12 protein-coding genes are annotated in these 18,272 nt (G+C 43.4%); 9 read left to right on the top strand and 3 right to left on the bottom strand.

Annotation, left to right across the window (positions count from 1 at the left end; all coding sequences use genetic code 11):
* Window positions 1–8: 8 nt before the first annotated feature.
* A complete protein-coding gene (locus ABDW33_RS25475; RefSeq protein WP_343692926.1) occupies window positions 9–1,046 on the bottom strand; it encodes an aldehyde reductase in 1,038 nt (345 codons plus the stop codon).
* Between the two features lie 483 nt (window positions 1,047–1,529).
* On the opposite strand from ABDW33_RS25475, the gene ABDW33_RS25470 reads away from it, so the two are divergent.
* From ABDW33_RS25470 to ABDW33_RS25460, 3 genes are all read left to right on the top strand, one after another.
* Window positions 1,530–3,380 carry a beta-L-arabinofuranosidase domain-containing protein gene (locus ABDW33_RS25470; protein WP_343692925.1) on the top strand — a complete coding sequence of 617 codons (1,851 nt, stop codon included), beginning with the start codon at window positions 1,530–1,532 and terminating at the stop codon, window positions 3,378–3,380.
* Window positions 3,381–3,408: 28 nt separating this feature from the next.
* On the top strand, window positions 3,409–5,046 hold the full coding sequence (locus ABDW33_RS25465) for an alpha-L-fucosidase (RefSeq protein WP_343692924.1): 1,638 nt from the start codon (window positions 3,409–3,411) through the stop codon (window positions 5,044–5,046).
* 97 nt (window positions 5,047–5,143) lie between these two features.
* On the top strand, window positions 5,144–6,745 hold the full coding sequence (locus ABDW33_RS25460; protein WP_343692923.1) for a glycoside hydrolase 43 family protein: 1,602 nt from the start codon (window positions 5,144–5,146) through the stop codon (window positions 6,743–6,745).
* A 239-nt stretch (window positions 6,746–6,984) separates the two neighbouring features.
* Here the strand turns inward: ABDW33_RS25460 and ABDW33_RS25455 are convergent, their stop codons facing one another.
* Together ABDW33_RS25455 and ABDW33_RS25450 are read right to left on the bottom strand one after the other, a co-directional pair.
* Window positions 6,985–7,434: a hypothetical protein gene (locus ABDW33_RS25455; RefSeq protein WP_343692922.1), complete on the bottom strand. Its 450-nt coding sequence runs from the start codon at window positions 7,432–7,434 to the stop codon at window positions 6,985–6,987.
* Window positions 7,435–7,549: 115 nt separating this feature from the next.
* On the bottom strand, window positions 7,550–8,650 hold the full coding sequence (locus tag ABDW33_RS25450) for a hypothetical protein (protein WP_343692921.1): 1,101 nt from the start codon (window positions 8,648–8,650) through the stop codon (window positions 7,550–7,552).
* Window positions 8,651–9,278: 628 nt separating this feature from the next.
* On the opposite strand from ABDW33_RS25450, the gene ABDW33_RS25445 reads away from it, so the two are divergent.
* The 6 genes from ABDW33_RS25445 to ABDW33_RS25420 all read left to right on the top strand — a co-directional run bounded on the left by ABDW33_RS25445 (window position 9,279) and on the right by ABDW33_RS25420 (window position 18,116).
* A complete protein-coding gene (locus ABDW33_RS25445; RefSeq protein WP_343692920.1) occupies window positions 9,279–9,854 on the top strand; it encodes an RNA polymerase sigma-70 factor in 576 nt (191 codons plus the stop codon).
* A 68-nt stretch (window positions 9,855–9,922) separates the two neighbouring features.
* Window positions 9,923–11,068: a FecR domain-containing protein gene (locus tag ABDW33_RS25440; protein WP_343692919.1), complete on the top strand. Its 1,146-nt coding sequence runs from the start codon at window positions 9,923–9,925 to the stop codon at window positions 11,066–11,068.
* 160 nt (window positions 11,069–11,228) lie between these two features.
* The gene (locus ABDW33_RS25435; RefSeq protein WP_343692918.1) at window positions 11,229–14,552 is read left to right on the top strand and encodes a SusC/RagA family TonB-linked outer membrane protein; all 3,324 of its coding nucleotides are present in this window, start codon (window positions 11,229–11,231) and stop codon (window positions 14,550–14,552) included.
* Window positions 14,553–14,561: 9 nt separating this feature from the next.
* Window positions 14,562–15,977 carry a RagB/SusD family nutrient uptake outer membrane protein gene (locus tag ABDW33_RS25430; RefSeq protein WP_343692917.1) on the top strand — a complete coding sequence of 472 codons (1,416 nt, stop codon included), beginning with the start codon at window positions 14,562–14,564 and terminating at the stop codon, window positions 15,975–15,977.
* 5 nt (window positions 15,978–15,982) lie between these two features.
* Window positions 15,983–16,690, top strand: a complete 708-nt coding sequence (locus ABDW33_RS25425; protein WP_343692916.1) for a DUF4843 domain-containing protein — start codon at window positions 15,983–15,985, stop codon at window positions 16,688–16,690.
* On the top strand, window positions 16,635–18,116 hold the full coding sequence (locus tag ABDW33_RS25420; protein ID WP_343692915.1) for a PKD-like family lipoprotein: 1,482 nt from the start codon (window positions 16,635–16,637) through the stop codon (window positions 18,114–18,116). The genes ABDW33_RS25425 and ABDW33_RS25420 overlap by 56 nt, the downstream gene beginning before the upstream one ends.
* Window positions 18,117–18,272 lie beyond the last annotated feature (156 nt).

Genomic DNA, 18,272 nt, shown 5'->3' with positions numbered 1-18,272 from the left:
AACTTAATTTACAACAAATTTAAACGGACCAGGCTTTCAGCTGCCGCCAAAATCGCATCTTTCGGCGAACGCGGCGACCAGCCAAGCAACGCGATCGCTTTGGCACTGGTCAGGTTCATCGGTATGCCCAGTAAAGGCACCATACTTTTCACCATCGGGTCTTTGAGCGCGGCAATGCGCAACACAATATCCGGCAGCTGCATAGCCTTCACCTTGTCAGCCTTATGGCCCAGGTTGGCTTTCAGGATCTTTGCCACCTCCACCAGCCAGATACTCTCGCCGCCGGTAGCAATAAAGCGCTCTCCCTTCGCTTTCTCATCAATCATCGCCCGCAGGTGTAGATCAGCCACATCCCGCACATCAACAAAACAGGAGTTGATCTTCGGGCAACCAGCCATTTTTCCCGTCAACAGGTTTTTGACCAGGTAAATGGAATGCGAGTAATCCGGCCCTAATACCGGCCCCATCACCGCGGCAGGGTTCACGACTGACAATTCCAGCTGGCCGCCCTCGCTTGCTATAAAATCCCAGGCTGCTCTCTCCGCCAGCGTTTTTGATTTCTGGTAGGCCGGTGCATGAGTAGTATCAGTCCATACGGTTTCATCATAAGGTGCTGTTTGCTTAGGATGGCCATACACGATGGCACCGATGGCAGACGTCAGTACAACCCGTCTCACGCCCGCATCCCTGGACGCCCGTAACACCCGCAGCACACCTTCCCTGGCAGGAATGATCATCTCATCCTCATGCCTGAAATTCAACTTAGGTGTTGGCGATGCAACATGCAGCACGAAAGTGCAATCTTTTACCGCTTCTTCCCAATGTACATCGCTTGATAAATCAGCTTGTATGAATGTCAACCGTTCACCGGCCTCTACCCCTCCTTCACGCAGCATTGATCTTACAGCAGTTTCCCTGTTCAGATCACGAAGTGTTGTTCTAACCCGGTAACCGGCATTTAGTAATTGCAGGATGCAATGCACAGCAATAAAGCCCGCGCCACCTGTAACGAGCACCATTTGCCCCGTATTTGAATCTGTGTTCATCATCTCATGTTTTGATGATGCAAAATTCGGCGTAAAGCCCACACGGCGTTTTGTTTAAAAGGCGCAATATGTTTTGTTTAAAAGGCGGCCTTCTCGGTTTGGTGAATCAATTCCATCAGTTCCAGTCCGTCATTAAAAGAGGGCGCTGTAGAAGTATTGTTCTGAAGGAGAAATGAAGAGCATGCATTCTAACCCCACAAGGCTGATGAACCTGCTCAGCCTTATTACTATCAGCAGCGAAAACCAGTAACATCACACCAGCGTAACCCAGGTCGGATTTATATAAAAAAAAGTCTATTTGGCACAAAACAATTCCCCTTCGATACCAGTAAATTCGTATCAATCAATTGAGCCTGAGCAAATAAACCGGCTATATCATGCTAAATAGCTTTTCCAACCATGCCAGGCCTGCGTCAATTGAAGTACTTTCTGAACATTGTTGGTAACCTGGTCTCGACGTTATGAAATTTTCAAGCCACGTAAATGAAAAAAAAGCTGCTCCTGATTTTTTTAGTACTATGTGCTGTGTGCCGCTTTGCATTCGGCCAAAATGATACTTACCTGCTTGCAGGAACTAAAATATCGCCATTTCCTGATGAGGCGGTGGTATTAAAATCTTCATGGATTAAACAACGCGAAGAACTGAACACCGCCTACCTGTTATCACTCGACCCTGACAGGCTGCTGCATAACTTTCGGGTAAACGCGGGACTGCCATCTACTGCCCGGCCTTTATCGGGATGGGAAGACCCAGGCGTCGGCCTCCGTGGACATTTCACTGGCCACTACTTATCTGCCGTTGCATCACTGGCAGAAAGGAACAGGGATACTACAGCAATACACCGGCTGGAATATATCGTTAACGAATTGTACAAGTGCCAGCAAGCCCTTGGCAACGGTTACCTGAGCGCATTCCCGGAAAAAGATTTTGATACGCTGGAGAAAAAGTATGGAGGCGTATGGGCACCGTATTATACCCTCCATAAAATTATGCAGGGGCTTTTAGACGTTTACGTTCGTACAGGTAACCAGAAAGCATATGTAATGGTGAACAAGATGGCAACTTATGTCGAAACAAGAATGAGTAAACTAAGCCCCGAGACCATCGACAGAATACTCTATACGCCTGAAGCCAATCCTTCTAACGAAGCAGGCGGCATGAATGATGTATTGTATAAGCTTTACGAAGTCTCCCATAATCCCCGGCACCTGGCCCTGGCTAAAGTCTTTGACCGGGATTGGTTCCTCAAACCATTGGCCGGTAATCAGGATATCCTGTCAGGACTTCATTCTAACACACATATTGTATTGGTGAATGGATTCGCGCAAAACTATATCATTACCGGGGATACATTGTATCAACACGCCGCACAGAATTTTTGGGATATGCTGATCCATCATCACGCATACGCTAATGGTTCCAGCAGTGGTCCGCGTCCAAATGTCGTTACCCCCACCTCGCTGACATCTGAGCACTGGGGCGTACCTGATCACCTCAGCAATACAATGACAAAGGAAATAGCAGAGTCCTGTGTATCACACAATACACAAAAACTAACCGCTATGCTATTCTCCTGGACCGGTGATGCCAAATATGCGGATGCCTACATGAATACTTTTTATAATTCCACAATGGCCCTGCAAAATGCCCGGAACGGGACAGTCGTTTATCATCTACCTTTGGGTTCCCCGCAAACAAAAAGGTTTTTAAAAGACGACGATTTCCGTTGCTGCAACGGATCGTCCGTGGAGGCATTTGCAGCATTGAACACCGGTATCTATTACCACAACACTGCTACATTATGGGTGAATATGTATATCCCGTCTCAATTAAACTGGAAAGCAAAATCGTTCTCTTTGGAACAAAGCGGCAACTTTTCGACTGACTCAGTTGTAGCATTTACCATCAAAGAAGCGAAAAAAGAAACGCTGACCTTAAATATGTTAATCCCAGATTGGTCGGGGAAATTTGAGGTGTACATCAATGAGCAGCAACAACCGATCAATGCAGCCCCCGGTTCTTACCTGTCATTGCAGCGGGTATGGAAGAAGAATGACAAAATCAGGCTGGTATTCCACTACGATTTTTACCTGAAGTCAATGCCCGATGATGAAAACGTTTTTGCCATTTTTTACGGCCCGCTGATGCTGGCCGCCGAAACGGATGCTGAATTCATATTGAAAGGCCGCAAAGACGATATTCTAAAAAATATCACATCGACAGGCGATCATACATTCCAGTTGAGAAACGGAGAAAATACATTTGTGCTGCGCCCACTAAGCGACATCAATCAACAATCTTTTGGTGTTTACGCGACGATCAGGAATTATTAATTCATCTCTGTAACTTATCTGAACACATATGAAGAGAAGAAATGTACTAAAAGGTATAGCATTAGGACTATCGTCGTTGTACCTTTCCAAAAGTTATGCAGGCGCCTTGTTGAATGCGCCTTACTCTGCAGGGCCTTTTAAACCCACCTGGGATTCACTGTCACAATACCGGGTGCCTGAGTGGTTCCGCGATGCGAAATTTGGGATGTGGGCACACTGGGGGCCACAATGTCAACCCGAATTTGGCGATTGGTATGCACGCGAAATGTATATGGAAGGCGGCTGGAAGTATAACTACCATGTGCAAAAATATGGCCATCCTTCAAAATTTGGCTTCAAGGATGTGATCAATGAGTGGAAGGCCGAACAATGGAACCCTGAAGAACTGGTGGCGCTTTACAAGAAAGCAGGCGCTAAATATTTTATGGCGATGGCCAACCACCACGATAACTTTGATATGTGGGACAGTAAATACCAGCGGTGGAACGCCGCCCGCATGGGCCCTAAAAAAGATATCATCGCCGGATGGGCCAGGGCAGCAAAAAATAATGATCTACGATTCGGCGTAAGCGTACATGCCGCCCATGCCTGGAGCTGGATGGAAACCGCACAGCGGGCGGACAAAACCGGCCCGATGGCAGGCATACCATATGATGGCCACCTCACTAAAGCCGATGGCAAAGGCAAATGGTGGGAAGGAGAAGACCCCCAGGAGCTGTACGCCCAAAACCATGCCCTGAGCGAAAACAGCCAGGATAACGGCATGATCCATAAACAGTGGGCCTGGGGTAATGGCGTATCAGTACCTACCAAAGCATACTGCGAAAAGTTCTATCATCGCACCATCGAGTTGCTCGATAAATACAGTCCTGACGTCATCTATTTCGATGATACGGTGTTACCATTATGGCCTGTTAGCGATGCCGGACTACGCATAGCCGCTCACATGTATAATACCAGCATCAAACGCCACGGAAAGTTAGAAGCGGTGCTGTTTGGCAAAGTGCTCAACGACCAGCAACGCAAGTGCATGGTCCTCGATATCGAGCGGGGACAGAGTAATATCATAGAGTCCGAGCCCTGGCAAACAGATACGTGCCTGGGTAACTGGCACTACGAACGCTCATTGTATGATAACAACGGATATAAAACAGCCGAAACTGTCATCCATGCACTCGTCGATGTAGTGAGTAAAAATGGGAACCTCATGCTCAACGTTCCGGTACGCGGCAACGGTACTATTGACGATAAAGAACGCGCCGTGGTGGAAGGCATTACCGAATGGATGCGCATCAATAGTGAAAGTATTTACAACACCCGCCCATGGACCACGCTTGGTGAAGGCCCGGCACTTGAAGACGTAGCACCACTTGTAATGCAGGGATTTAATGAGGGCAAAGGAAAACCTTTCAGTGCTGCCGATTTCAGATTCGTCAAAAAAGGAAATGTGCTATATGCCACCATGCTGGGCTGGCCGGGCAATAACCAGGCTATCATTAAAAAACTGGCGCTTAATAGTGTACCCAAAGTACAACGTGTGAGTTTGCTGGGCGCTGATGCCCCACTGGATTTTGAACAAACCGGGGAGGGGTTGAAAATAAATCTGCCACAAAATCGCCCGGGCAATATTGCATACGTGTTTAAAATTAATGGAGCTATTGCCTGATAATTTGGGATTGCCATAGCTTAACGCTAACGCTTAAATGACTGGATATCGCTTGTAGACTTATATTCCAGTCATCAACTCCTGATAATTGCAGATTATGATTCGTCAAATGATTATTGCAGGCTTTGTTGCCTCCCTGCTTTGTTTTGATAAAGCCAGTTGCCAAACTAAACAAGCAGACCCGCTATGGGGCAACTGGACTCACTGGGGAGACCAGCTCGATGGCACTTACCGTAACCCGGTCTTACCTGGTGATTACAGTGATGTGGACTGCATCCGGGTAGGGACTGACTACTATGCAGTGTCGTCCACGTTTCAGTACTCGCCGGGTTTTGTGATCCTGCATGCGAAGGACCTGGTGAACTGGCACATACTAGGCCACGTCGTCAACGATATTTCGGTGATTTCACCCGCCATGAATTATACAAAAATGGATCGCTATGGCCGTGGCATCTGGGCGGGGGCCATCCGCTATCATAACAACCGTTTCTGGGTCTATTTCGGCGATCCGGACGAAGGCTATTTTATGAGTTCCGCCACACGGCCCGAAGGCCCATGGGCACCTTTAAAGCATATATTGGCCGAAAAAGGCTGGGATGACTGCTGCCCGTTTTGGGATGATGACGGACAGGGATACCTGGTAGGCACCAAATTCGCAGATAATTATAAAATACACCTGTTTAAAATGTCGGCAGATGGAGCTTTGATTGATAGGGAGAGCGACAAAGTGATATATCAGTCACACGGCAGCGAGGCAAACAAGCTATACAAAATAAATGGCTACTATTACCACCTGTTTAGCGAGGTGCGCAACAACGTGAGGGTCCTTATGATGGAGCGCGCCAAAAACATCTGGGGCCCATATGAAGGTCCGCAGCAGTTAAGCGAAGGTCAGCCACAATTTAACGAACCGAACCAGGGCGGACTAGTGCAAACTCCTGACGGTAATTGGTACTTCTTAACCCACCATGGCTCTGGCGACTGGTCAGGCAGGATACTAAGCCTGTTACCTGTAAACTGGACGAATGGCTGGCCAATCATTGGCCAACCCAATGCAGCCGGCATCGGCGAAATGGTATGGCAGGCTCCTATGCCGGTAACCGGAACCAGCCGGGTAGTTCCACAAAGCTCGGATGAATTTTCCGGTAGCATACCCGGCCCCCAGTGGGAATGGAATTACCAGCCCCGCGCCGACAAATGGTCCTTAACTCAAAGAAAAGGCTGGCTCAGACTACACGCCTTCAAACCGCTCAAAAACGACCTGCTGTACGCCGGCAACACCATTACCCAACGCTGCTACCGCACCACCGCCAACGAGGCTATCGTTAAAATTGACCTCAGTGGCATGGCTACCGGCCAACGCGCAGGGCTATCACACTTCGGTGCCCCCTATTATGCAGCAGCTGGAGTGGTAAAAACCAGCCGGGGTAAACAATTACAGTTTTTTACTAAAGACACCATCACCGATGGCCCCATCATCAAAGGCAATACCATTTGGTTACGCACCGTGTGGGGACTGGATGGCAAAAGTAATTTTACATATAGTACCGATGGTAAAGATTTCAAACCTATCGGGGAAACCTATCAGTTAAGATGGGCATCATACAGGGGGGACAGACTGGCCATCTACAGTTTTAATGACTTACAGGATGCCGGTTTTATTGATGTTGATTACATGCACTATCAATATACCCACTAAATACATCTACATATGGGAACATACCTCCTGATCATCCGCATTATACCGGTTTTGTAACCATTACCGGCCTGAGTTTGGTACATACTTCCCGATCTCCACCAACACAAAGCCCTCAGGTCAAAAAGACCTGAGGGCTTTGTGTGCTGAGACCGAAATACCCGGTCATGTCATCATGATTTCAATGTTGCCGGGTCAGCGAACCATATCCCAACCTCCCGAAATATCCCGCATACCTTGCTTTACTCAGCAACTCTCATGGGAAACATAAATGCCTTCCCTTTCTTATCATAATCTCTCATTGTATTAATCAGCCATTTAGAATAGTTACTGAAATCTGTATCATTATGCTGAGAAGAAAGCTCAAATCCCTGCCCTCCCTGACTCACTACTACATAGGAGTAAAACTTACCTCTTTGACCTGTTCCCCACAAAAGACTATCCTTCGTCCGATAGAATGGAAATCCAAAATAGTCAGTAACATACTGCTTAAATTGATCATCATTCCAGGTATAGTTGTCAAAAGGCCTGAACAATGGATAAGTAAGAAAAACATCTTTCCCGTTCGTATAGCGATCATCTTCTCCGGTTAAATTATCGCCTGCTATTAGTTTAAACCCTTTCGGAAAAGTTATTTGTCCTACAGTAGTCTTAACATAGAACAGGAAAAGGAAAATAAATAAATACTTCATAAGTTGGGTTTAATTGCACTTGCTTGAAATTCTTAAAGTCGAATTTAACGTAATATTTGTATAAATACTAAATAATGACGACACTGATGGATTCTAGTACCTTTTCAACACAATTTCAGGATTGTTTAATCAGGTATAGCTTTCTATCACTATTACTAAACAACGCATATGCAAGTTTCGGATTGGTATAATACATATAAGCATCAACAATTACCGGAGGCTGGGCCTTGTTCTTGGTGAGTGTTCCTATATTCTTTCCGTTTATGTCAATCGCCGACGCATGCCATTCTTCATCGAGGTACATAAATTCCTTCAATCTGAGCGTATCATTTTTAAAAACCACATCAGTAAAAAGATTGCCGTGGTAAAGTTCTTTATTAAAACCTGGCGCGTTGCCTCCGCCTCCTGAGAAACGCACCTTTTCCTGCACTGTCTTCTGGAAATAGCGGTACTGAATATTAGCAGTCTGAATCACCTCTTTATCACCACTAACGGCTGTATTGATACGCCTAAAAAGATTATTTAATAATAACTTTTGTGTGTAAGAATAAGGAAAATGCCTGTTAACATCCAATGTGGTGTAAAACTGAAAGCATTCGTCATTTACAAAGTAGTTTAATATTGCGTAAGTCTTTATCGCCTGTGTCGTCTGGATTTCATCTCCAGTTGACTTTTGCGGTTCAGGACTTTCCACCTGATAGTCTACATAAACGGTCATCGATTTTTCAACGATGGCAGCGAGTTGTTCCTGCTGCTTCTCTACCTTCCAATCCAGCTGCCCGTTTTTTACAGTAGCGTGAATCGGTTGCTTACTGCCATCAAAACTCCATTTGTAATATTGATGCGTATCTTTATCTATGATAAAGCCCTTAACGAAGACAATGTTTGTATGTCTGCTATTGATCATTAAAGAGTCAATGATATCTCCTGTGGGGCTGATCTTGTAGAATAAATTTTCTGTTTTGCCCGATACCGTGTAGATGATAACATGATTGTCTGAAGTTAGGAAGGACTGGATATCTTCTGTACTTTCCAGTAATAGCTGCATTGTCAGATTGCCCGATGTAATAACTTTCAGGCTATCAAGAGATTGATAATGCTCAAATTGCTGCATAAACTTCTCTGTCCTGATGCTTCTTTCTTTTGTACGTTTTAACCAGAAAATAATACAGGCACATATTGCCACAATGAACAAAAGAATATAGAACATTCTCATAAACGATAGATATATTATTAAATAATGGTAACACTTTAAAGATCAATTTTACTGGCAACGTCTATAATATCTTCAATTGAGATAATACTTGAAATTTGCCAGTAGTTAAGCCATTCAAAATATCACATTTATTACAAAAGACGCTGACCATATATATTTTTATCCCATAAGCCAATGCTCAGTCAAATTAATTGATAGCTCGAGGCGAGGACCGGCCATCAATTGTAAACAGCAATTTTCGAACCGGCGGAGTAATCGCAAACATCAGCGCGCCTCCTTTTGGATATTGCCCGAAAAAATATTGCCCATACCACATGATGACAGTTACTGCACAGGCAAATCTTCAAATCGTTGCCTCGCATAAAGAATAGCGGCGCACAAGTATTTTTTATTTTCTAATATTGATAATTTCCAAACGGGTATATCTTTTTTTAATAAATGGTAATATATAAAACAGACAATGAATAGCACAGGCAGGTAAGTTATAAGATCTTAGCATAAGAAGTCCCTGACTACAACATGCAATTCATGAAAAATCCGTTTGTACATGTTAATTACATTCAATAAAAATTCTGATATTTTTTTAAATTGCAAATAAATAGTTCAACAATACTATTTTAACACCATAATGTCAATATTTTCGGACGCTAGCGATAATGATCTTTTAGCAGCTTTCACAGCGGGTGACACCAGTGCGTATCAAGAGATATACGAACGATACTGGCAGGTGTTATTTCGCTTCTCCCGTAAAATGCTACAGGATGAAACAATCGCAAAAGACGTCGTACAGGAAGTATTCACCACTTTATGGACAAAAAGGACGACCTTAAATATTTCCGCCCCATTAGCAGCCTACCTATACACATTAACCAGGAACCGGATCCTGGATCTGGTAAAACGTTCTAAGGTTGAAAACAAATACCTGGAATCGCTAAGAGATTTCATTCAGCTGAATCACACTACTCCAGACCGGCTATATATTCAGAAAGAACTGTATGATCAAATAGAGCACGAAATTCAACACCTGCCTGAAAAAATGAGGATTGTGTTCGAAATGAGCCGCAAACAACACAAATCCAACCAGGAAATCGCAGATGAACTGCTCATATCTAAAAAGACAGTAAAAAATCAGCTGAGCAATGCCTTGAAGCTCCTAAAAAACAAATTGGGAGACTCCTTTAATATCTATCTCCTCTTTTTTTAAAAATTTTCTGCTTTTCTCTGGGACCTTCGTACCACTTAGTCGTTATGTCTTTATCTATACTATGACTAATGACTGAAAAGGATACCAAATTTGCACAGGATCTTCTTAAACGATATAATGAGGGGCGCTGCACTGAAGCAGAAAGACGCCTCGTCGACGCATGGTTTAATCACCAAGCCAGGCTAAATGATGAGCTTCCTGAGCGGGACGATATGCACCTCATCGGGCAGGAGATATGGTCCAGATTGCCAGTTAAGGATAATGTTGTCAGAAGAATGTTCTGGAAAAGGACCGCGGTTGTTACGGCAGCGGCAGCAGTACTTCTTGTCTTACTATACCTCACTGTTTTTCACCAAACACCTTTAAATAAGGGTCAATATGTAGCAAAGGCCCAAAAAGGAGCCATATCACCCGGGACATATGGTGCAACATTAACGCTTGGTAATGGGACGCAAGTAGCGCTAGGTTCAGTGAAAAACGGCGTTTTCGCAGAAGACTCAACCGTCAGGATCAGTAAATCTGCTAAAGGAGAACTGATTTACCAGGTAAAAGGAGTAACATCGGACAGACCGCAGAACAATACCCTCAGCACTGCCAAAGGTCAAACGTTCAAAGTCGACCTGCCTGACGGCTCGTCAGTTTGGCTCAACTCAGCTTCCAGCCTGACCTACTCAACCAATTTAGCCAATGCAGCTTTACGATCTGTCCGCCTGACCGGGGAAGCTTATTTTAAGGTCGCCAAAAACACAGAACATCCATTTGTTGTAAAAATCGCCGGGCATGAAGTCAGGGTATTAGGCACGGAATTCAATGTAAATGCGTACCCAAATGACGACGCCGAGACAACTACGCTGATAAATGGCAGTGTACGCTTGTCTACTTCCACCCAACAAATCACCCTGGTACCGGGCGAACAAGGTAGTGTGAGCAATGGAAAAATTGAAAAATCAGCAGCTAATGTCTATGCTGCCACGGGATGGAAAAGTAACGAATTCGTTTTTGCCAGCCAGGATATCCGGTCAATCATGAAAATGATCTCTCGCTGGTATGACGTAGATATTATTTATGAGGGTAACGTTACTACTGAAAAGATAAGTGGCAGTATTTCCAGGTTCGCAGACCTGCACAGTGTCCTTAATATTCTTCAGGCTACCGGGACTGTAAAATTTCAAATAAATGGGAATAGCATTACCGTCTCTGAAAATCGTAAATGAATAAATAAAACCAGATCATTAATCTATTTACAAACTTTATCCCGAATTATATGATAAGACAATAAATTCCTTTCCTTTTCAGTAGCACGCCAGGATCAACCAAAAGGTATCCAGACCAATGGAGTAAACAACCAACCAGTTATTAACTAAAATCTAATTAATGAAGACAAATCATTTTAATGATATAGGGACCGCTCGCTCTAAACTTTTCCGGGCACTTTCTGTATCACGTATCATCCTGATCTTTTTCTTTCTCCATTTAAGCATTGCTGCTTTTGCTCAAAAAGTCAGTTTGACCGCGGCCAATAAGCCAATAACCGACATATTCAGAACGATTAAAGAACAGACAGGGTACAATTTTGTTTTCACGGACAAACTTATTGCAGAAATTAAACCCGTCACTGTAGATTTCAAAGACCAACCATTAGAATCCGTTTTGAATATCATACTCGGGTCACAGAATGTAAACTATACTATTCAGAACAAAACCGTGGTATTGACTGGCAAAAAACCATCAGCAGATGAAGTGATCGAAGGAAGCGTAAAAGACAGGAAAACAGGCAACCCGATGAGCAATGCACTTGTATCGGTACAAGGCACTAAAATCTTTACACAAACAAATACGCAGGGACAGTTTAGAATCCAGGTACCTGCTGACGCAAAGGCGTTAGAATTCAGGTATATTGGCTACAAAACAGTCGTTGTCCAGATCAAACCGGGAGCCCGTTATGATATTTTCTTAGAGGCGCAATCAGTCGCCCTCAACGAGACGATCATCAATGGTATCTTCGAGCAGAGAAAGGAAAGCTTTACCGGTGCTGCTAAAAGTATCTCCGGGGCGGAGCTGAAAAAGGTGAGTTCTAACAATGTATTTGCTGCCATAAGTGCCCTGGACCCTTCTTTCAGGATCGTGGAGAATAACGTTGCCGGCGGCAATATCAACCAACTTCCCAACATTCAATTGCGGGGAGAAAATTCTTTTCCCAATCTTTCCGGTCAGCTATCAACTGCTCCCACACTACCGCTGCTTATTTTAGACGGATTTGAAGTTACACTGCAGCGAATTGTTGACCTGGACATCAATCTCATCAGGAATGTTACAATATTGAAAGATGCCTCTGCAACTGCCCTTTACGGTTCAAGAGGTGCTAATGGAGTAGTTGTCATCACCACAATAACACCGGCTCCCGGCAAATTCCAGGTAAGTGTTACTAACGACTTTCGCTTTACCTCACCCGACCTTTCTGTATACCATCTGCTAAATTCACAACAAAAACTGGACTTTGAAAAACGGGTAGGGATATATACGTCAACTGTTCCCAGTATTCAGACCAGTCTGGATATGCTTTATAATGAACGCTATAAAGCTTATGTAAAAGGCGTTAATACCGATTGGCTATCCATTCCCACTCAAAATGGCTATAGTAATCGTACGTCAATTTATGCGCAGGGCGGCGATGCAGTTATCCGGTATGGACTACAGGTATCCGGAGACTTTCAATCCGGGGTCATGAAGGGGCAAAACAGAAAAAATTACTCCGGACAATTCGACTTGAACTACCTGAAGTCAAAGTTTGAATTCAGAAACTCAATCCGTATTTTTCAAAATAACGCTAATGAATCGCCATATGGGAACTTCGCCGATTATGTTCGTATGAACCCCTACTGGACTCCTTATAACTCTCAGGGACAGGCATCAAAATTTGTGGAAGACTACAATTACCTTGGCTATGCATATCAAACAGCCAACCCTGTCTACGACGCTACCCTGCATTCAATAAATAGTACTAACTATTTCGGCATCTCCAACAATTTCAGCGCCCGTTACAAACCCACACAATCATTTTATATTGAAACGAGCCTGAGCATTAACAAACAAACAGGTGGCAGCGATCTTTTTTATTCGGCGGAAAGTCCGCGATTTAATGCTATCGCCGATTTGAATCAGAAAGGAAGCTACCAGTTGACTAGCAATAGTTCTACCGGCTACGAAAGTTTAACAACTGCCAATTTGAATTCAATATTCGGCAAGCATCAGATTTACTCTAACCTGGGCTTTAATATTGCAGACAACAGATCAAATTACTATACAATTGCTGCGACCGGTTTCCCTACAGATGCCTTAGATAACCTGTTATTTGCTGCACAGTATACCGGACGGCCTACAGGAGATGAAAATTCAACCCGGAGGATCGGCATGCTGTATAGCGGAAACTATATCTACGATGACCGCTTCCTTGCCAGTGTATCGGTAAGACGGGATGGATCTTCGCAATATGGCAACGAAAAACGATTCGGAACCTTCTGGTCTGTTGGCGGTGGCTGGAATATCCACAACGAGTCTTTCTTTGGGAAAAGCGATATCGTCAATCGTTTAAAAATAAGAGGTAGTTACGGTTCCACCGGTTCGCTCAATGTACCTTCATACGCCTCACAATTTCGCTACAATTTTAATTCCAGTACCGCTTACTACGATAATTTAGGTGCAACATTGGCAGGAATGGGCAATGAATTCCTTAGCTGGCAGAACGTCTATAAAGCTAATATCGGTTTGGATGCACAACTCTTCAGAAGCAGGTTAGACCTTAGAATAGAATTGTACCGCGAAAATACTAAAAATGCGGTGACACAGATTACCTTGGCTCCCTCCGCAGGCTTCAATTCCTACACGGAAAATTTCGGGGAGTTATTAAACAAGGGATTCGAGTTTTATGCCCGGTACACTGTGTGGCAAAATCCGGCATCCAGGACACTCTGGTCTGTCACCCTGAATGCATTTACCAATAAAAACACGTTAAGAAAGATCTCAAATGCACTAAAAGCTTCCAATAAGCTGCTGAACAATGGGAATCCGGACCAGGTTGCGCCCAATATGCAATTGGTGGAAGGACAATCTATCAATACCATATTCGCAGTAAGATCCCTGGGAATAGACCCCGTAACAGGCTCGGAAGTTTTCATGACCAAATCCGGAGAAACTACCATGAACTGGAATGTGGCTGACAAAGTCCCGGTCGGCATCAGTCAGCCGGTTTGGAACGGAAACTTTGGAACTAACTTTTCTCACCGCGGCTTCGAAATTGGACTCATTTTCAACTATCAACTGGGAGGGCAGTTATACAACCAAACGCTGGTGGACCGGGTGGAAGATGTAGACCCCCAATTTAATGTCGATCAAAGAGCTTACAACCTGGGATGGTCAGGTCCGGGATCCATAAGTCCGTATAAAAGAATAACAACTAACCCCAGCGTAACCAAACTGACATCCAGGTTTGTTCAAAACAATGACAACCTGATCTTAAGCTCCGCATCGTTAGGTTATAACTTTTATAACAGCCAGTTTCTTAAAAGAACCGGGCTACGCAGCCTACAACTTACCGCAATTACAAACGACGCTTTTAGAATAAGTTCAATTCAGATTGAGCGTGGTACAAGTAATCCATTTGCAAGGACCTATTCATTAACATTAAGAGCAGGTTTTTAAACTTAAGATATGAATCACAAAAAATTTCTGGCAGTATTGGTTTGCTTCGCCTTCATACTGGCCTCATGTAAAAAATATCTTGACGTTAATCCTAAATCTTCGGTATCTGAAGACCAGCTGTTCAGTTCTGAACTAGGATTTCAACAGGCGTTGGATGGGGTGTATTCGCTATTCGCTTCACGCAGTCTTTTCGGTGATAATCTCTCCATGGGCTTTGTCTCTGCACTTGCGCAGAATTATGACATTCCCACATCAAAACCACTTTACGAGAGTGCTAATCTTAATTTCACTTCGCAGGAAGTAATTAATTACGGCAACGACATCTGGACGAATGGCTATAATGCTATCGCTGGTGCCAATAAAGTCATTGAAAATACAGAGAAAAGACGCAGTGTACTTAGCGATCAGGATTATCAACGAATTCGTGGTGAAGCACTTGCTTTAAGAGCCTACATGCACTTTGAATTGTTAAGGCTATTTGGTCCTGAATATGTAAGTGGTCAAAACAAAAAGGCAATTCCCTACAAAACAGCCGTAAACCAGTTTACCGTCATTCCCTCCACTACACAGGTTGTTGTAACAAAGGTGCTGGCAGACTTAAACGATGCTGAACAGCTGCTGTGGACATCCGATCCTATAATAAGCGGAGATGGGAGCCGTAACATCAAAATGAACTACTATGCAGTTAAAGCCTTACAAGCGAGGGTATACCTTTACAGCGGGGACAATAGCAAAGCATTTGCTGCAGCACAGGTTGTGGTAAATGCCAATAAATTCCCATTCGTATCATTTGAAGCGGCAACAGCAGCCGCCTCTTCGAAAGATCGCCTCTATTTGACTGAGCAAATTTTTGGACTGCGCGTTGCTGGATTAAAAAATTGGGCCGACCCCGGATATTTCCGTGGAGGCTCCTCCATGAGAAGATCTATAAATGACTACCAAACTTTATATGAAGCCGGATCGGGCGGAGGAACAGATATCCGATTCATTGCGGGGATTGAAGCAGATAACAACAGTGGAAGTAACACAAGCTTTGTTTTCGCTTCAAAATTCTGGCAAACCTATCCCGGCATTGCCCCCTCACCTGACAGGCTCGATCAGCTGGTGCCAATGATACGCTTATCTGAGATGTATTATATTCTGGCGGAATGTGCTACAAACACTGCAGATGGAATTAACTACCTGAATGTGGTCAGACAGAACAGAAATCTGACGGCATTGCCCGGCACTCTTAGTCAAAGCTCCCTTAACAACGAAATTACGAAGGAATACCAAAAAGAGTTCCTCGTGGAAGGTCAGCTTTTCTTCTACTATAAGAGGAAAAATGTTGTTAGAATGCAATTTATGACGACAGATATATCATTGTCTCAATACATTCTTCCCATTCCGGATAGTGAGTTAGAGTTTAATCCTAATTACAATTAACAGCTATGAAATACTTACTCATACTTTTTCTGTTGGTCTTTACTTTGGGCTGTAAGAAAAGTGACATTCCCACCTACCATGGCCAGGATGGCATTAGCTTCTACACTAAATATTTTTCAGATCCTGATAGCATTAACTATTCATTTGCTTTACAGCCAACAAATAAACTACGAGATACGGTCCTGATTCCAATGCGCCTGGTCGGTAAAACGTCCACTGATCCTCGACGCATAAAACTAAGAGCAGCAGACAGCTCGACTGCCAGGGCCAATATCGACTATATACTCAATGAAATCGATCTGCCGGCGAATCAAACCTCCGTTAATTATCCGCTGATTGTCCTGAATTCGCCTGAGATGAAGACAAAAACGCTGAAGTTGATACTGGAAGTAGATCCCGGCAGTGAACTGGTTGCGGGGGCACCAGGTGTAGCCGTAGACTACTCCGAAAATTTGCAACAGATGACGGTCAACATCACCAGTCAATTGATCAAACCTAACTACTGGGATAACATCGAATTTGTCTATGGACCATTCAGCGTAACAAGGTTCCAATTTATGATAAGAGTTACGGGACTGCTAAATTTTGATCCCAATGTGATCGGGAGTAGTGAAATTTTCCGTCTCCAGGTCATGCTGAGAAATGCCATAGCAGCATATGAACTGGCAAACGGTCCACTCATTGATGAATTTGGAAATCAAGTTAAATTCTAAGCAAATGTTGAAGATCAAACTTAATATATACGTATTCCTCTTTATTTGGGTCAGCCTGTTGTCTTGCAAAAAAGATAATCAGGACTTTACTTACGCAAAAATTAATGAGTTACAGATCAACGCAGATTCTGTTTTGAGTATCAATCAATTTGACACGTTAAAGATTAATCCTCAAATTCTCCAATCCAAACCGGGAGCCGGAAAATTTACTTATCAGTGGAAAATTTATCCAGATCAGATAGTTGCAGGTTTCACCCCTATGATCATCTCTACTGACGAGTCATTGAATGCTGTGATAAGTGTGCCGCCATTATTGGGAGGATACCATCTTGAATATAAAGTGACCAGCACTGATAATGGTGTCGCTGCTTTCAAAATGTTCACTGTAAATGTTACCAGTGTATTCAGTGATGGCTGGGTGATAAGCAGTTCCAAAGATGGCAATGCTGAATTAAGTTTTGTCAGGTCGGACTATAGAGTCTTTTACACACCAGCAATGTCTGTGAATCAAACTGTATACTCCGGCCATGCTATAGGCACCTACGTCTATCCTATCTCTGATGGAACCCAACTTGGTATCGGTTTTTTCACAGATAAAGGCAATTATAGATTTAGCGCAAATGATTTTCTGCAGACCGGCACTTCTGTAACAAGTTTTACACCTGCAAAAGACAAATTCACCTTTTCATTATCTAAGTTTAAAACAGAAGAATATGTAATCAATGATGGCAGTCTATATGCTGCATCAATCTTCGATGGACCTCTTAACGTCACTTATACAGAGAGGTTAAGCGGGGATTATTATTTTTTCCCTAAAGTGATAACCAGTACGCTGTTCAACACCTACTTCTATGATAATAAAAATAAAAGATTTATGTCAGTCGCCTTTGGCGGATTTTATATAACCCCTGCCTTTGGCTCTTCTTCGACGGCATTTAATATGGGTAATACAGACATGCTAATGGTAGGCGCCATGGATGGGCCTCAAACTAGTAGTTCCGGGGTGTATTATTTTGTTATGGAAAACAGCAATGGTGAAAGATACCTTTATTCATTGTCAGGCGCCCAACCAGGCCTAAATCAAAAAATCCTGAATAGTCCTGAGATTGAGTCCGCACATTCATTTGCCAGTTCGCTTTTACTAAGGCAAATGTATTATGCCACCGATAACAAAATCTACCAATACGATATATTGGCAAATTCCTCAACATTAATTTATACGTTCCCTGCCGGCACGAGTATCAAACAGATCGAGGTACAACCAGACAATGGCAAAACATTAGTCGTTGCCGCGAATGCCGGTTCTACCGGCCAGGTCTATTTTTTCAACCTGGATAATTTAGGAAACATCTCTAATAATACTTATTCACAAATGATAGATGGTTTTGGGGAGATTGCCAACATCGCCTATAGAAAACGTAATTAACAATTTAATTTTTAAACAATGATCCGAAAAAGATTCTTATTTACCAGCCTGTTGCTGATATCGCAAATACAGCTGTTTTCCCAGGAAAAACGTGACATTCAAAAAGAAATCGATTCATTACTGAACATAAAAGATACCATTGCTCTTAATAATAAA

The organism is Chitinophaga sp. (assembly GCF_039596155.1).
Classification (GTDB): Bacteria; Bacteroidota; Bacteroidia; order Chitinophagales; family Chitinophagaceae; genus Chitinophaga.
The sequence above is the reverse complement of the archived record's forward strand: the minus strand, read 5'-3'. Positions and strand labels throughout refer to the sequence as shown.

What these genes read in the sequence shown, in the direction of transcription:
- ABDW33_RS25475 (WP_343692926.1), bottom strand. Translation starts at nt 1,046, where the DNA reads ATGAACACAGATTCAAATACGGGGCAAATGGTGCTCGTTACAGGTGGC.
- ABDW33_RS25470 (WP_343692925.1), top strand. Translation starts at nt 1,530, where the DNA reads ATGAAAAAAAAGCTGCTCCTGATTTTTTTAGTACTATGTGCTGTGTGC.
- ABDW33_RS25465 (WP_343692924.1), top strand. Translation starts at nt 3,409, where the DNA reads ATGAAGAGAAGAAATGTACTAAAAGGTATAGCATTAGGACTATCGTCG.
- ABDW33_RS25460 (WP_343692923.1), top strand. Translation starts at nt 5,144, where the DNA reads ATGATTCGTCAAATGATTATTGCAGGCTTTGTTGCCTCCCTGCTTTGT.
- ABDW33_RS25455 (WP_343692922.1), bottom strand. Translation starts at nt 7,434, where the DNA reads ATGAAGTATTTATTTATTTTCCTTTTCCTGTTCTATGTTAAGACTACT.
- ABDW33_RS25450 (WP_343692921.1), bottom strand. Translation starts at nt 8,650, where the DNA reads ATGAGAATGTTCTATATTCTTTTGTTCATTGTGGCAATATGTGCCTGT.
- ABDW33_RS25445 (WP_343692920.1), top strand. Translation starts at nt 9,279, where the DNA reads ATGTCAATATTTTCGGACGCTAGCGATAATGATCTTTTAGCAGCTTTC.
- ABDW33_RS25440 (WP_343692919.1), top strand. Translation starts at nt 9,923, where the DNA reads ATGACTGAAAAGGATACCAAATTTGCACAGGATCTTCTTAAACGATAT.
- ABDW33_RS25435 (WP_343692918.1), top strand. Translation starts at nt 11,229, where the DNA reads ATGAAGACAAATCATTTTAATGATATAGGGACCGCTCGCTCTAAACTT.
- ABDW33_RS25430 (WP_343692917.1), top strand. Translation starts at nt 14,562, where the DNA reads ATGAATCACAAAAAATTTCTGGCAGTATTGGTTTGCTTCGCCTTCATA.
- ABDW33_RS25425 (WP_343692916.1), top strand. Translation starts at nt 15,983, where the DNA reads ATGAAATACTTACTCATACTTTTTCTGTTGGTCTTTACTTTGGGCTGT.
- ABDW33_RS25420 (WP_343692915.1), top strand. Translation starts at nt 16,635, where the DNA reads ATGAACTGGCAAACGGTCCACTCATTGATGAATTTGGAAATCAAGTTA.